Source organism: Chryseobacterium indologenes (assembly GCF_002025665.1).
Taxonomy (GTDB): domain Bacteria; phylum Bacteroidota; class Bacteroidia; order Flavobacteriales; family Weeksellaceae; genus Chryseobacterium; species Chryseobacterium metallicongregator.
The window spans coordinates 2,458,383-2,473,508 of sequence record NZ_CP018786.1; the positions used below are offsets into that span (position 1 = coordinate 2,458,383).

At 36.8% G+C, this 15,126-nt stretch carries 14 protein-coding genes; 10 read left to right on the forward strand and 4 right to left on the reverse strand.

The window, feature by feature from the left end:
- Window positions 1-38 precede the first annotated feature (38 nt).
- Entirely contained in the window at window positions 39-353 is a 315-nt protein-coding gene (locus BUE84_RS11145; protein ID WP_079241692.1) for a winged helix-turn-helix transcriptional regulator, read from the reverse strand.
- A gap of 92 nt (window positions 354-445) precedes the next feature.
- Here BUE84_RS11145 and BUE84_RS11150 point away from each other — a divergent pair, with 92 nt between their 5' ends.
- Both BUE84_RS11150 and BUE84_RS11155 read left to right on the forward strand, forming a co-directional pair.
- Window positions 446-1,216, forward strand: coding sequence for an MBL fold metallo-hydrolase (locus BUE84_RS11150; protein WP_079241693.1), 771 nt, complete (start codon window positions 446-448; stop codon window positions 1,214-1,216).
- Between the two features lie 56 nt (window positions 1,217-1,272).
- Window positions 1,273-1,980 carry a DUF421 domain-containing protein gene (locus tag BUE84_RS11155; protein ID WP_079241694.1) on the forward strand — a complete coding sequence of 236 codons (708 nt, stop codon included), beginning with the start codon at window positions 1,273-1,275 and terminating at the stop codon, window positions 1,978-1,980.
- A gap of 12 nt (window positions 1,981-1,992) precedes the next feature.
- Here BUE84_RS11155 and BUE84_RS11160 read toward each other — a convergent pair whose 3' ends face one another.
- Window positions 1,993-3,198: a CynX/NimT family MFS transporter gene (locus BUE84_RS11160; RefSeq protein ID WP_238594406.1), complete on the reverse strand. Its 1,206-nt coding sequence runs from the start codon at window positions 3,196-3,198 to the stop codon at window positions 1,993-1,995.
- Between the two features lie 71 nt (window positions 3,199-3,269).
- On the opposite strand from BUE84_RS11160, the gene BUE84_RS11165 reads away from it, so the two are divergent.
- From BUE84_RS11165 to BUE84_RS11200, 8 genes are all read left to right on the forward strand, one after another.
- The gene (locus BUE84_RS11165; protein ID WP_079241696.1) at window positions 3,270-4,052 is read left to right on the forward strand and encodes an AraC family transcriptional regulator; all 783 of its coding nucleotides are present in this window, start codon (window positions 3,270-3,272) and stop codon (window positions 4,050-4,052) included.
- Window positions 4,053-4,632: 580 nt separating this feature from the next.
- Complete coding sequence (locus tag BUE84_RS11170) at window positions 4,633-5,241, forward strand: hypothetical protein (protein WP_079241697.1); 609 nt, start codon at window positions 4,633-4,635, stop codon at window positions 5,239-5,241.
- An 85-nt stretch (window positions 5,242-5,326) separates the two neighbouring features.
- Window positions 5,327-6,502, forward strand: coding sequence for an MFS transporter (locus BUE84_RS11175; RefSeq protein ID WP_079241698.1), 1,176 nt, complete (start codon window positions 5,327-5,329; stop codon window positions 6,500-6,502).
- Between the two features lie 2 nt (window positions 6,503-6,504).
- Window positions 6,505-7,254: a siderophore-interacting protein gene (locus BUE84_RS11180; protein WP_079241699.1), complete on the forward strand. Its 750-nt coding sequence runs from the start codon at window positions 6,505-6,507 to the stop codon at window positions 7,252-7,254.
- 53 nt (window positions 7,255-7,307) lie between these two features.
- On the forward strand, window positions 7,308-7,877 hold the full coding sequence (locus BUE84_RS11185) for a Crp/Fnr family transcriptional regulator (RefSeq protein ID WP_079241700.1): 570 nt from the start codon (window positions 7,308-7,310) through the stop codon (window positions 7,875-7,877).
- A 132-nt stretch (window positions 7,878-8,009) separates the two neighbouring features.
- Window positions 8,010-8,372: a hypothetical protein gene (locus BUE84_RS11190; protein ID WP_079241701.1), complete on the forward strand. Its 363-nt coding sequence runs from the start codon at window positions 8,010-8,012 to the stop codon at window positions 8,370-8,372.
- Window positions 8,373-8,573: 201 nt separating this feature from the next.
- Window positions 8,574-12,911 (forward strand): CusA/CzcA family heavy metal efflux RND transporter, encoded by a 4,338-nt coding sequence (locus tag BUE84_RS11195; protein WP_079241702.1) that lies wholly within the window; start codon window positions 8,574-8,576, stop codon window positions 12,909-12,911.
- A 7-nt stretch (window positions 12,912-12,918) separates the two neighbouring features.
- Entirely contained in the window at window positions 12,919-14,070 is a 1,152-nt protein-coding gene (locus tag BUE84_RS11200) for an efflux RND transporter periplasmic adaptor subunit (protein ID WP_079241703.1), read from the forward strand.
- A 57-nt stretch (window positions 14,071-14,127) separates the two neighbouring features.
- Here BUE84_RS11200 and BUE84_RS11205 read toward each other — a convergent pair whose 3' ends face one another.
- A complete protein-coding gene (locus BUE84_RS11205; RefSeq protein ID WP_079241704.1) occupies window positions 14,128-14,646 on the reverse strand; it encodes a hypothetical protein in 519 nt (172 codons plus the stop codon).
- Complete coding sequence (locus tag BUE84_RS11210) at window positions 14,643-15,083, reverse strand: hypothetical protein (protein ID WP_079241705.1); 441 nt, start codon at window positions 15,081-15,083, stop codon at window positions 14,643-14,645. The genes BUE84_RS11205 and BUE84_RS11210 overlap by 4 nt, the downstream gene beginning before the upstream one ends.
- Between the last annotated feature and the right edge of the window lie 43 nt (window positions 15,084-15,126).

The following is a 15,126-nucleotide window of genomic DNA, read 5'->3' on the forward strand; positions in this document are numbered from 1 at the left end:
GTGTAATTTTCAACAATATATAAAATTTTTAAAATAATTTATCCCAATTCATTTCCCCAAGAATGAAGTTCGGAAAGAATAGGTCCCAGTTTTTGTCCTTTCTTTGTTAGTTTATAATAGACTTCCGGTGGGAAATTATAAACTTCAATCCGTTCAATAATAAGGTCTTCTTCCAACTGCTTCAGCTGTTCTGCCAATACTTTCTTGGAAACCCGAGGCATATTCCGCCAAAGTTCTACAAAACGGACCTGGTCTTCTTCAAAAAGATTGTGCAGGATCAAAGGCTTCCATTTCCCTGAAAGAATATTCAGGCTTCGTCTTAATCCACAGTTTTTAAATTCTTCAAAATTCATAGCTCAGTTGAAAATTTATGGTTAACCTTTTGGTAACCTTCGATTGTTTTACCCTCATCAGGCAATAGCTTTGTTCTGCAAACATACTCAAAATGAAATTACAATTATGGCGCAATGCTACATTGCTATTGAATATTGATGGAATTTCCATCCTCGTAGATCCTATGCTGGGCGAAAAAGGCTCTATGGGAAAAATGCCGATGACAGAAAGTGAATTACTGAACCCTCTCACAGATCTGCCTTTTAATAAAGAAGAATTAAATAAAAGATTGGAAGAGATAGACGCAGTTGCGGTCACCCATCTTCACCCTGATCATTGGGATTCTGAAGCCGCCAGACTTCTTGATAAAAATATTCCGATCATCTGTCCGGATGTTATTTCAGACCAAATCGCAGCACAGGGCTTTACCAATATTATTGCTGTGAATAATAAGATTCAGTGGGAAAATATTGGGATATCTACCACGAAAGGCGAGCATGGAACCGGAGAAATCGGAGAAAAAATGGGAATCGTAAATGGTTTTGTTTTTAAAAAAGAAAATAAATCCGTTTACATAGCAGGAGACACGATTTGGTATGATGAAATTGCCGCAGAAATCGACAAACACCAGCCACAGCACATTATTGTTGCAGGAGGAGCTGCCACTTTCTCTGTGGGAGATCCTATTATTATGACTGCTGAAGATATTATAAAACTCTGTGAATACACACCGGAATCTACCGTTTGGGTAACCCATCTGGAAGCGGTAAGCCATTGCAGAGAAGACAGAAAATTTATTCAGGGAAAAATAACAGAAAAAGGACTCGAAAACCAATGTTTCATACTGAAAGACGGAGAAGAGGTAAGCCTGAAACAGATATGAAATAAATAACAGGAGTTATGGCTTATTTTTTGAATATTTCCTGATAAATAATTTGTATGCTGTCAGTTTTTCTCTTAAATCTTGATTGGAAAGAATTATTACTGGGACACGAAGAATGGTCTTTTCTTTTGGAGATCATTCTTCGTACCATGATTATGTTCCTTGCTATTATCATCGGACTTAGAATTTTAGGAAAAAGAGGGGTAAAACAACTCTCAATCTTTGAGTTGGTAGTCATTATTGGCCTGGGATCAGCAGCAGGAGATCCTATGTTTAATAAGGATGTCGGAATTATTTCATCCCTTATTGTTTTTATTGTTATTATCCTTCTATATTCTATTGTGACCCATTTTATCGGAAAAAGTAAAAGTTTTGAAAATCTGGTGGAAGGAAAATCTATCTGTCTGGTAGAAAATGGCGAATTTTCAATTAAAAACTTTCAAAAAGAAAACCTTGGGAGTGATGAATTCTTTGCTGAGTTGAGACTAAAAGGAATTTCGCAACTTGGACAGATTGAAATGGCTATAGAAGAGATATCAGGAGAGATCAGTGTATTCTTTTTAGAAGATGAATCTGTAAAGTATGGACTTCCTATTATGCCAGGCTCATTACATAATCCGTTACAATATATTCATGAGGAAAGACATTACTCTTGTATATTCTGTGGGTATACTGAACATAAAAAAGCGGGTAATGCCGGACGCTGCCCAAAATGCCAAAAAGAAGAATGGGTAGCATCCAGCAATAAAAGACGTGTCACATAACCTTTAGCCATCTTAATCCTCAACATATTTATTTCTCGCTGCTTTCAATCCGAAATACAGCATCAGCAGTACGGCACAACTTAATAAATAGAATGAACTGTTCCAGGAAATATCCCAATCATGCAGTTTTCCAAATAACGGAGGTCCGAATGCGGCAATCAGATATCCCACAGACTGTGCCATACCAGATATTTTAACCGCATTGATACTGCTTTTCGTTCTCGTTGAAAAAAACAGGATAGATAAACTGAAAGACAAACCGTTGGAAATTCCTATGATCACAGCATTCACATAAATCCACTGAGATTTCAGGAACACAAACATCATCGTACTTCCGAACATCAGAGCACATATAAAAAAAATCATCAGTCTCTGATCTTTCATCTTACTGGCAATAATCGGGCAGCAGAACGTCACAGGAATCATCGTAATCTGAATCACAAAGAAAACCCATCCCGAGCTTTCTCCCTGCATATTAAAATCCGCAAGAAATGAAGGCAGCCAGGCCACCAGACAATAATAAAATAAAGACTGCAGACCCATAAAAATACTGATATTCCATGCCTGGGCAGATTTGAACATATTAAAATCTGAAGTACTGAGCGCTGTTTTAGGCTGAACCGGATTTCTTTTGTTAAATATGAATTCCAATGATAAAACCAGAAAGCCGAGTGCGGCAATCACCAGCCATATTCCCAGAGATCCTTTCCATCCAAAACCTGTCAATTCTCCTATTTTTACACTGAACCCAGAAGCTAAAGCTGCAGTGAGATTCATAGATACAGCGAAAATTCCTGTCATAAGACCTATCTGCTTCGGAAAATTATTCTTAACATATCCTGGAGTAACCACATTTCCGATGCATATTCCTAAACCAATGAATAGAGAACCTAAAAACAAAAGCCATAGAGATCCACTGATTCGTAAAAATAACCCGAAGCTTAAAATAATCAGAGAGTATATTAGAAGTTTACTGATCCCGAACTTATTAGAAAATCTACTCACAAGAACAGAACAGGCGGCAAACATGAACAGTGGAATAGACGTAAGCAGACTTACCTGAAAATTATCCAGTTTCAATGCATCTCTTACTTCTCCCAGTACAGGGGCAACCGCTACAATAGGTGAACGGAGGTTACTGGAAATTAATATAACTACCAGAACATTAATGATTAATAAAACATAAGAAGCATTCTTTTTTACTTCATTCTTCATCATAATAAAAACTTTTGCACAAAATTAACACAGTAATTTTGTTTAATTTTGCCAAAGTTTTAACCTAAAACGACATGAACGCTAACGACAGCATAAAAATAGATGAACTGAAAAAGCCTTATTTTGTATGGTTTGAAGAAAACTGGATACATGATGATGTGCTCCATTACCATCAAAAAGGTCAGCTCGTGTATGTGGAGAGTGGTTTTCAGTATATTACTATTGAAGAAAAAATCTATCTCCTTCCTCAGAATCATGCGGTATGGATCCCGCCAAATGCTATCCATAAAACCAATTCCCATTCTGAAAAGATCAAGCTGATGATCATGTTTGCGGAGATCAGCACCCAGGAACCTTTTTATCATGAAGTGAATGTATTTTCTGTTCCTCCTGTTTTGAAGGAAATGATAAAATATGCAGAGAAATGGTCTAAGCTGATGACTCCGGATCATCATGAGAGCCTATTTCTGAAAGCATTATTCAACGAACTTCCACGGTTTGTAGAACATTCTCTTACTCTTCATATCAGTCTTCCCAAAGATAAACGTCTTACAAAAGTTATAGAACATCTTCACAATCATTACCGGAATGAGATCAAAATGGAAGACCTCAGTGATACAGCACTTTTATCTTTCCGTACCCTGGAACGTATTTTCAAAAAAGAAACCGGCCTTACCTTAAGCAAATATCAACAAATGCTTCGTATCCTCAAGAGTCTGGAATATTTGAGTTCAGGAAATCTTACCATTTCAGAAACAGCTTATGAAGTAGGATATAAGAGTGTTCAGGCTTATACCAGAAGTTTTCAGTCTGTGATGCAGTTCAGGCCAACTGATTTTATTAAAACCATTCAATAAGCTTTAAAACACGTACAAAGCGGGTCGGGATTTATTAAAAAGAAGAGTTATTAACATCTCAAAACTTTATATATTCCTTTGTGTAAAAGCGATTGGGGATATTGAAAAAGATAATATTTCACATTTCGTTCATTTTTTCACTTCAATAGCCAATATTCAATTATGAGATTATTGAAAATAAAAAGGTCTCCACGAGTGAAGACCTTAAAAAAACACAAATGATGAAAAAAAATTATTTCGATTCACAAATATAAGCAAAAATCATGGTATGCAAAACATCATAAGCTTATTTTTTTTAAAAAATATTTATTTTAAGTAAAAACAATTATTCCTTAAATGTTGTTGGTTTTCTTTGGGATTCCGAAATTACTAACGGAAAAATATATCTATTTAAATATAATTCGCCACCTGAAGAATTGTATGCCTGTTTTTTATCCAAAATAAAAATGTCGTAAAAAGTGAATTATTATCAAAATATGGCTTTGATGAGTCTGTATTCAAACAATTGTTTAACTCTTTTGTGACCCTGCTCATAAAATTTTATAGTTTTTTTGTTCTATTTTGCTTAAAAACCTGTCATATGAGTCCAAAGATATTTAAGGGAGTTCCTTCACAAAAATTCGGAGGCTTCCATGATACAGAAAGCAGAAAAGTATTTGAACAGGGTTTGATTCCGGAAAAGTTTACCATATTAAAAGAAAGATTTTTTTCAGTTAATAATTGGGGAAGTTATAGTGGAAAAGCATTTGCTACATTTAAATTGTATGATTTTGATGGGAATCCCGCAGACCGAGAACCTCAAAAAGGAGATTTTATCAGGATTGATATTCCTGGTCCGGGAGAACCTGAAGCTAAAGGATACGATTGGGTAGAAATAACAGATATCTGTTTCTATCAGGACAGTTTTTCCGAAAGTATATCAATCACATGCAGACCATCAATAGATCCTCAAAATAAAAAAAGCCGTCATATTGCTCATTTTTACAGTTCTGCAGCAAGCTCAACCTTTATGATATCCAGAAATATAGCTTATTTAAAAGCAGCTGTATACGGACGAAATGAAAGACCCAACTTGAATGCTCAGCTCCTGGATGTTTTTAGAAATCTTGCCACTGCTATAGGTGGAATGATGGGGATTGCTAAAATACAATGGAAAGGTCTTACAGACGGTTTTTTGAATCTTGATTAAGGCTGTTCTTCCTTTTTTGATCTAAGTCAAAGTTTTTTATCTGTTGTACCGGGACCTTTGCACCCGAATATTTTAAACAAAATTTATGAGTACAACATTAGAAAAAGGACAGACTATTAATTTCTATCAGGCAACCGCTCCTATTATCATTTCGGTATTTGCGGTCTACCTTACCATAGGAATTGCTTTAGGAGTACTTCCCAGGTTTGTTCAGAACACATTAGGCTTTGACAGCATTATTGTAGGACTTGTGATTGGTCTGCAATCATTATCAACACTTTTAACCCGTGCCTATTCCGGAAAGATGACAGACACCAGAGGTGCTAAGAAAAGTAAAATGTCAGGTGTAATATTGGCTGTTATTGCTGGGATTATTTATGTACTGGCAGTATTATTCCAAGCTAATCCTATTCTGGCACTTGCTTCTCTCTTATTGGCAAGAATTATTCATGGGGTTGGTGAAAGTTTTCTGGTTACCGGAGCGTTAACGTGGGGAATAGGCCTTGTAGGACATTCCAGCTCGGGAAAAGTAATGACCTGGAATGGTATTGCCATGTATGCGGGAATTGCAATCGGAGCTCCCATCAGTATATGGTTAAGTAAAGAATACAATATTCTGCCTGCTTTTCTTTTTATTGCCTTACTTCCGCTGGTAAGCTGGCTTTCCACTGCTAAACTTCCTTCTATTCCTGTGGATAAAGATTATGTAAGAACACCTTTCTACAAAATAATTGGTGCCATATCTGGTCAGGGTCTGAGCCTTGCTTTTTCATCAATGGCTTTTGGATGTATTGCTTCTTTTATTGCGTTATTTTTCTCTCAAAAAAATTGGGGTGATGCTTCATTGGCTTTTATGATCTTCGGAGCATGTTATGTGCTGACCAGAATTTTCTTTGCTTCTTTTCCAGATAAATACGGAGGCTTTACAATAGCCTTGATCTCTCTGATTATCGAAGTGGCTGGACAAATGCTGATTTGGACCTCTGCATCCAAAACATTGGCCATTATCGGATGTGGGTTGACGGGTGTTGGGTTTTCATTGGTTTTTCCGGCTTTGGGAGTTCTTGCCATTCAAAAAGTAAAACCGCAGATGAGAGGAACAGCACTAGGAGCCTATGTCGCATTTGTTGACCTTTCATTAGGGCTCGCAGGTCCTATAGCAGGATTAATTGCCGGTTGGTTTGATTATCAGACTGTATACCTGTTCGGAGGCATCAGCTGTATCATTGCAATGATTATTTTACTATTTAACAAAAAATAAAAATGGAACATTCACTAACATCTCAAGTAAAAGAAACGAAGAAAATACATTCTGTATTTACCGTTAAAAAGAAACTTTTTATTACACCACATTTAATCCGTGTTATATTTGATATTGATGAAAAACAGGCTGAACTATTGGCGAATGTAAAGTCCGGATCTAATAATAAAATCTTTATCCCCACTGAAGAAGAAAACATCACTCTGATCAGAACCTATACCAATAGAAAAATTGACCTGGAAGAAAAAGAACTGAGTGTTGATTTTGTAGCTCATGGTGACAACGGACCAGCTTCTGCATGGGCATTGAAGACCAAACCAGGAGGTCTATTGGAAATAGGAATGAAAGAAAGTTCAAAACCGTTAGTTCCGAATGCTGATTTTTATCTGCTTGCAGGAGATGCAACGGCACTGCCGGTGATTTGTGCCATTTCAGAACAGTTTCCTTCCTATGTAAGAGCAAAAATAATATTGGAAGTGGCAGGTAAAGAGGACGAATTGATCCTGTGTTCTGCGGCAGATATTTCGGTTGAATGGCTGCACAATCCTCATCCTGAACAGGGAAGCAAGCTTGCAGAAGCAGTGAAATCTGTTCAGTTTCCACCTGGCGTTTTAAAAGAATATGTTTATATCGCTGCAGAATATTCCACTGTGCATGAACTTCGTACTTACTTCAAAACAACACTGGAATGGGATCCACATGGAATGTACATTTGTTCATACTGGAAAGCCGGACAGGCAGAAAACCTCTAAACAGGAAAGAATAAAAGATGTAAGCAAAGCCATTTATCACTATTTTTGCTTACATGCAGGAACTTTTAACGTCATATATCAAAAATAGAATATCAATAACAGATTATGAATTGGAAACGATACTTTCTTATTTTAAAGTTATTTCCCTGAAAAAAAATGAGTTATTACTTTCCAACGGGCAAAACAGCCAGAGAACATTTTTTGTTGTCAATGGCTGTCTCCGTATATTTTTTATTAATGAAGAAGGGCAGGATTCTACCCGATATTTTGCTTTTGAAAATCAGTTTGCAACTGCACTCACCAGTTTTATTACTTCTGAACCCTCTGAGGAATTCATAGAAGCCGTAGAGGATTCAGAAGTATATTATATTACTCATAAAGATTTTTATCATCTTCTGGAGATTATCCCTCAATGGGAAAAGTTTTACAGAATATATCTTGAAACTGCCTATGTAAATAATACCAAAAGACTGATGTCTTTCCTTGTTCAGGATGCACTTGAAAAATACCGCCAGCTTTTGGATGAAAATCCGGTGGTGGTAAGAAGGCTTTCCAATAAATTGGTCGCTTCATATCTTAATATTTCGCAGGAGACATTGAGCAGGCTGAAGTCAAGGCTTTGATTCTTGTTTGATAAACCTAACATTTTTACGAAGAGTTATTATTTATTTAAACTGCTTTTAAACTGGCTAAAATTCTCAAAAAATTAATATTACAGCCTTCTCAGAAAAAATTTAAGCCCTATATTTGCACTCATGTTAAAATGGTTCTCCATATTATGTTCAATAATGTATGTGCTGGCTACCACCAATGCGGGGGAAGTACTGAAAGTGCCTATGTTTGTGGAACATTTCATGGAATACCATGGAAGCTTTTCAGAATTTGTAATGGAGCACTATGATAACCACAAACAGGATTCTGACTGGGATACCGATCAGAAACTGCCGTTTATCAATCCACCTATCGTACTTACTGTACACGCCCAGCTTCCTGAGCTTTCATTTGAAATAAAAAAACCTAAGGAAATTACTGTTTCAAAGAAAAGCAGTATCTATAAGGAAAAAGATTTTTCCAACCAATACCTTTCTCAGATTTTCCAGCCACCACGGCTTTCTTAATTGACTTTACATTGAAAATTAATGCTTTATGTTTTTACCTAAAGCAGTGAATTCTTGTTACATATCAATTAATTCGTAATGCATTGTATTGATGCTTAAACCTTAACCAGAGAAGTTACAAACACTTGTTTTGATACTTTAAGTTTTGGGTGAATCTCAGCTTTTATAAAGCATTCCGGATTATCAATTAATAGTTTTTCCATGTTAAATAAAATTATTGAGTTTTCTGTAAAGAATAAACTCATCATTGCTCTGTTTACAGTAGCTCTCATCCTTTTTGGAGTCTATGAAACCACTAAACTTCCCATTGATGCCCAGCCGGACATCACCAATAATCAGGTTCAGATTATTACTACTGCTCCTTCTTATGGTGCTGCAGATATAGAACGCCTTGTTACATTTCCTATCGAACAGGCCACCAGCAATATCAGCGGAATTACGGAGCTGAGAAGTTTCTCACGATTCGGACTTTCATTAGTGACTGTAGTTTTTGATGATAAGACGGATGTGTATTGGGCTCGTCAACAGGTTCAGGAACGGTTGCAGCTTGTTCAGGACAATATACCAGCCGGAATCGGTAAACCGGAATTAGGGCCTATTTCAACAGGATTGGGAGAAATTTTCCAATATGTGATACGGGCAAAAAAAGGATACGAAAATGTATATGATGAAACAGAACTGAGGACTATCCAGGATTGGGTGGTCAGAAGACAACTTCTTGGAACTAAAGGTGTGGCGGATGTCAGCAGTTTCGGAGGAAAACTGAAACAATATGAAATTGCCATTAATCCTAATAAACTACAAGCATTCAACATCAATATCAATGATGTTTTTGCCGCGCTGGAAAAGAATAACCAGAATACCGGAGGTGCATATATTGAAAAGAAAGAAACTGTTTTGTTTATCCGCAGTGAAGGGCTTCTGGGAAGTACGGAAGATATTGGAAGCATTCAGGTAGCGGAAACGAAAGAAGGCATTCCGGTACATATCAAAGATGTAGCTTCTGTGAAAATAGGTTATGCAACAAGGTATGGCGCTATGACTTATAATGACACTGGAGAGGTTTCCGGAGCTATAGTTCTGATGCTGAAAGGTGAAAATGCCAATGTAGTGATTGGAAATATCAAACAAAGACTGGAGAAAATTCAGGAGTCCTTACCGGAAGGAGTAGTAATTGAGCCTTTCCTTGATCGTGCTAAGATGGTGAATAATACCATCAGTACTGTAAAAACAAACCTGATGGAAGGAGCTTTGATTGTGGTTTTCATTCTGGTATTATTTTTAGGAAATTTCAGAGCAGGATTATTGGTGGCTTCTGTTATTCCTTTGGCCATGCTTTTCGCCATTATCATGATGAATATTTTCGGTGTAGGAGGAAATCTTATGAGTCTTGGAGCGCTGGATTTTGGTCTTATTGTAGACGGTGCCGTCATTATTGTGGAATCCGTGCTGCATCAACTTGCCCATAAAAAGCATTTTGGAAAAGACAATATGCTCAGCAAAAGAGAAATGGATGATCAGGTTTCCAGCTCTGCTACCAAAATGGTTAACAGTGCGGTTTTCGGGCAGATCATTATCTTAATCGTATATCTTCCGATTTTTACCCTTCAGGGAATTGAAGGGAAAATGTTTAAGCCTATGGCTCAGACCGTTGCCTTTGCCCTGATTGGAGCATTTATTCTTTCCCTGACTTATATTCCGATGATGAGTTCTCTGGTATTAAGCAGAAAGAAAAAAGAAAAAGAGAACATCTCGGACCGCGTCATGGATAAAGTGGAAACCGGACATCAGCAATTACTGATGAAAGCTCTTAAATTCAGAAAAACGATCATCATTGGCGTATTGATCCTGTTTGCAGGTGCTGTTTTTACCCTTTCCAGAATGGGTGGAGAATTTATACCCTCTTTGGAGGAAGGCGACTTTGCTGTTGAAATGAGAATTCTTCAGGGAAGTAATATCAATGAAACCAAAAAAGCCACCACACAGGCCGCACATATCCTTTTAACACAGTTTCCTGAAGTAGAAAAAGTAGTCATGAAAATTGGGAGTGCAGAAATTCCTACAGAACCTATGCCTATGGATTCCGGAGATATGATCGTTGTTTTAAAGCCTAAAAAGAAATGGACTTCCGCAACAACATTTCCTGAGCTTTCTGATAAAATGAGCAAAGCATTAAGCGTTATCCCAGGCCTCACCACCAGTTTCCAGTTTCCGGTACAGATGCGTTTCAATGAACTGATGACGGGTGCAAGACAAGATGTAGTCTGCAAGATTTACGGTGAAGATCTGGACAGCCTTGCCACGTATGCCAAAAAGATTGGAAGCATTATTAACACTGTAAAAGGTGCACAGGATCTATATATCGAGCCGGTAGTAGGAGCTCCACAGGTTGTGATTGATTATAACCGTTCGGAACTGTCCCGATATAATATTTCAGTTGCAGATATCAACAGAGTGATTAATATGGCTTTTGCCGGACAAACTGCAGGAGCATTGTATGAAGGTGAGAAAAAGTTTGATATCGTTGTCCGAATGGATAATGAACATAAAAAAGATATTACAAGCATCCAAAACCTTCTGATTCCTACCACTTCAGGAGAACAGATTCCTTTGTCTCAATTGGCTAAAGTAGAGCTTAAAAACAGTCCGAACCAGATTCAGAGGGAAGATACTAAAAGGAGAATTATTGTAGGTTTTAATGTGAGAGGAAGAGATGTTCAGAGTATCGTGGAAGAACTTCAGCAAAAAACAGATAAAAGCCTGAAATTATCACCGGGCTACACTGTTTCTTATGGAGGAGCTTTTGAAAATTTAAATGAAGCCAAAGCCAGACTGGGAATTGCAGTTCCTATTTCGTTAGTGATGATTTTCCTGCTCTTATTCTTTGCTTTCGGTTCTGTAAAACACAGCCTGCTGATCTATACAGCCATTCCTTTATCTGCGATAGGAGGTGTGTACTTTCTGGCGTTGAGAGGAATGCCTTTCAGCATCAGTGCAGGGGTAGGATTTATTGCATTATTTGGAGTTGCCGTACTTAATGGAATTGTTTTGATATCAGAATTTAACCGATTGAAAAAGAATGGAATAGTAAATACGAGCAGAATTGTACTCATAGGAACAAAAATCAGGCTTCGTCCGGTTTTAATGACGGCTTTTGTAGCTTCTCTGGGATTCCTTCCCATGGCAATCAGCAACGGTGCAGGAGCAGAAGTACAGAGACCTTTGGCAACGGTGGTGATCGGAGGATTAATGCTTGCGACCCTTTTAACCTTGTTTGTCCTTCCAATTTTATACGTCCTGTTTGAACATATTAATAAAGATAAAATGAAATACTCAAAAAAACTCAACTATAAAAAATTGTCTGTTTTCCTGTTGTTAATATCCTTTGGAACTTATCAGGCTCAGGAAAATATTACCTACGATCAGGCTTTGGAAAAAGCATACCTGCAGAATGGTACTCTTAAAAATTCAAAATTAGTATCAGATTATCAGGAAAAACTGAAAGCCAGTTATCTGGATATTCCCCAGACGGAAATTACCGGAGGATTTGGTCAAATTCAGGGCGAGGAAACGGATAATTCATTCGGAATCTCTCAAAGATTCAGTTTTCCAACAGTGTATTCAAAAAGAAAACAAATGCTGGATGCCGAATGGTCTGCCAGTGTCATCAATCAGAATCTGACTAAAATACAGCTTACCAAAGAAGTAACAGATGTTTTCTACAGGATACTGGTGCTTCAGGAGAAGAAAAAAGTCCTGGAATACATCAGCCAGTTATATCATAATTTTGCAGATAAAGCCGGATTAAGATTAAAAAAAGGGGAAGCCAATATTCTGGAGGAATCCACCGCGGAAATTCAGAAAGAACAGATAGAAGTACAACTGAATACCCTTGAAAATGATCTGAATATTGCAAAGCTTCAACTTCAATTATTGCTACAGTCTACAACACCTTATCACCCCATTGCTGATCATCCCACGATGAATATTGGTTTACAGATCTCAGAAGAAATGGTAAAACAGCATCCTGAGCTTCAATATTTGCAGCAACAGATCAAAGTAGGAGAGGCAGAAGTACAGCTTGAAAAAAGCAGGCTGCTTCCGGATCTTCTTATAGGATATACCAATCAGAGTATGAAAAACATCAATAATAATCGGTTCAATTCGGTTCAGGTAGGAGTGGGAATTCCATTGTTTACCAAAGGACAGAGAGCTTTAGCAAAGGCAGCACAGACTAAAATTGTTATTTCCGAAAATCAGTATCAGAGAAAAGAAATTGAGCTTAAAAACAGATTGAAACAACAGTTGACTACCTATATGAACCAACAGCAGATCATCGAAAATTATGAACAAAAACAGCTTCCAAAATCTGAAATCATTTTAAAAACAGCCCAGAAACAGATGGAAGTAGGAGAAATAGACTATCTGGACTGGGTAATATTGGTGAATCAGGCCGTAAAAACCAAAGCAGATTATATTGATCAGCTGGAAAAACTGAATCAGATCGGAGCCGAACTTCAATTCTTAATTTCAAAATAATACCATCATGCATTTCAAGAATATATCCCTATACAGCCTAGCTTTCATCCTTACTCTATCTTCATGTTCAGGAAAAAATGAGGAGGAAAAAACGGTGTATGAAAACACGAAATTTTCTAAGAACGACAAAAACTCCGTTCATCTTACAGAAAAACAGATTCAGTCTGTAGGATTAACAACAACCAGTATTCAGAACAGGAATATGGAAAAGCTGGTGAGATTGAATGGAAAGGCGGAAATTGCACCTTCTCACATTAGTTTGGTTTCCAGTATCATGGGTGGACATATCAAATCTATCAATGTCATTAATGGAAGCCATTTCAGCAAAGGGCAGGTGCTTGCAGTAGTGGAAGATCCTCAGTTTATACAATTGCAGCAGGATTATCTGGTCACCAAAGCCCAGCTTGAAGCGGCAAGATTGAATTTCAACCGTCAGAAAGATTTGAATACAAGTAAAGCCAGCAGTGACAAAACCATGCAGATTGCCCAGGCAGATTATTCTACTTTGAATGCCACTCTAAAGGGGTTGGAAGAAAAACTGAAAATCATCGGAATCAATGCCAAAAGTCTGACTACCGGAAATATCAGAAGTAAAATCAATATTTATGCTCCGTTTACAGGTTTTGTAAGCAAAATTCTTGTGAATAACGGACAATACATCAATCCGGCAGATACTTTATTTGAATTGATCAACCCTGCAGGATTACTTTTAGAATTAAAGGTATTTGAAAATGATGTGAATGATATTCAAACAGGACAGGAAATTTTAGTGTATAACAATCAGAATCCGGAGCTGAAGTCCAATGCCAAAATTGTCAGCGTAGTGCCAAGTATTGAAAATGGAGGATCTGCCACTGCAATTGCTAAGCTGTCTTCGGCAAATGCTGAATTTGTAAAAGGAATGTATATCAATGCTGAAGTTAAAATCAGTAGCCGTTATACACAAGGTCTTCCCAATGAAGCAGTGGTTTCTTATGAAAATAAAAATTACGTTTTTGAAGATCTGGGAAAATCCAATTATAAAATAATTCCCGTAGTGACCGGAATTTCTGATGACCAGTTTACAGAGATAATAAAATCAGACTTTTTAAAAGATAAGAAAATTGTACAGAAAGGAGCTTACAGTCTTCTGATGATGCTTAAGAACAAAGCTGAATAGCTCTTAGGGAAACATGATACAAGTAAAAAGATCAGTCTGGTTTGACTGATCTTTTTGTTATTTTTTTACAGACTCATTCCAATGCACTCCCTGCTTTTTAAAAAACTCTTCAAGATTGAGCCAGTCCTGATAACTATGCAGAAATTCTTCTCTATTAACGGGTAATTCTTTACTATGATTATATTGCTTACATCCAAAACATAACTCAATATTCTTCCACTGATTTTCCTTATAAATGAACAACGTATTGTGCGGCTCGAAACAGAAAGCTCCATCCCAGACTTTTACACTTTTCTGCCCTTTTATAATCTCTATTAATTCTTGTTTTGATTCAGGAGTGAGTACGACCTTATTTATTATGATTTCATTGTTGGGAACACCATTTTTTAGTAAGTCTCTGTAAATGGTTATACTCTTACCAGGTGTTTCAATATCAAGTCTGAGATCTTCATGACTGGTAATAAGAATCGTTTCCGCCTCTTTTAAATAGTGAATAAGGTCTTCATTGACATTTTGGGAGAAAGTCCAGATAGAGCTTAAAAATAAGCTTAATACGTATATTTTATTTGTTATCATTTAAGTTTTCTTCTGTATCTGTCATAAATAAGACCAACAACAGGATATATCAAACTGGTATAGGCTACTTTTTCAAAAATATAAAACCCAAATTGTCCATCAAGTTTCTCTACTTTCATTGCTTCAAACTGGAGCAATACATCACTCCCAAAAACAAATATTGAAGCCATAAAAACCAAAAGAGTAATAAATGAAAAAATATCATTTTTAATTTTTCTGAGGGAGAATACATACGCAACTCCGGTAATACCAAGAAACAGAAGATCTGTTATAAGATGTTCTTTAATATTGGAATCAATCGTAAAAAGATCTCCTATTACGTCAGAAGTACTTTTTGCAATTTCCATTGCGACCAGGGCTTCAATTATTATAATGGAAGAAGAAAAAGCAATTAGAGCGGCGATTATTCCGGCGAATAATCCTTTATTTTTTCTCATAGGATGGTCATCGTTCAACTAATAAATATAGTAAAAAAAGTTA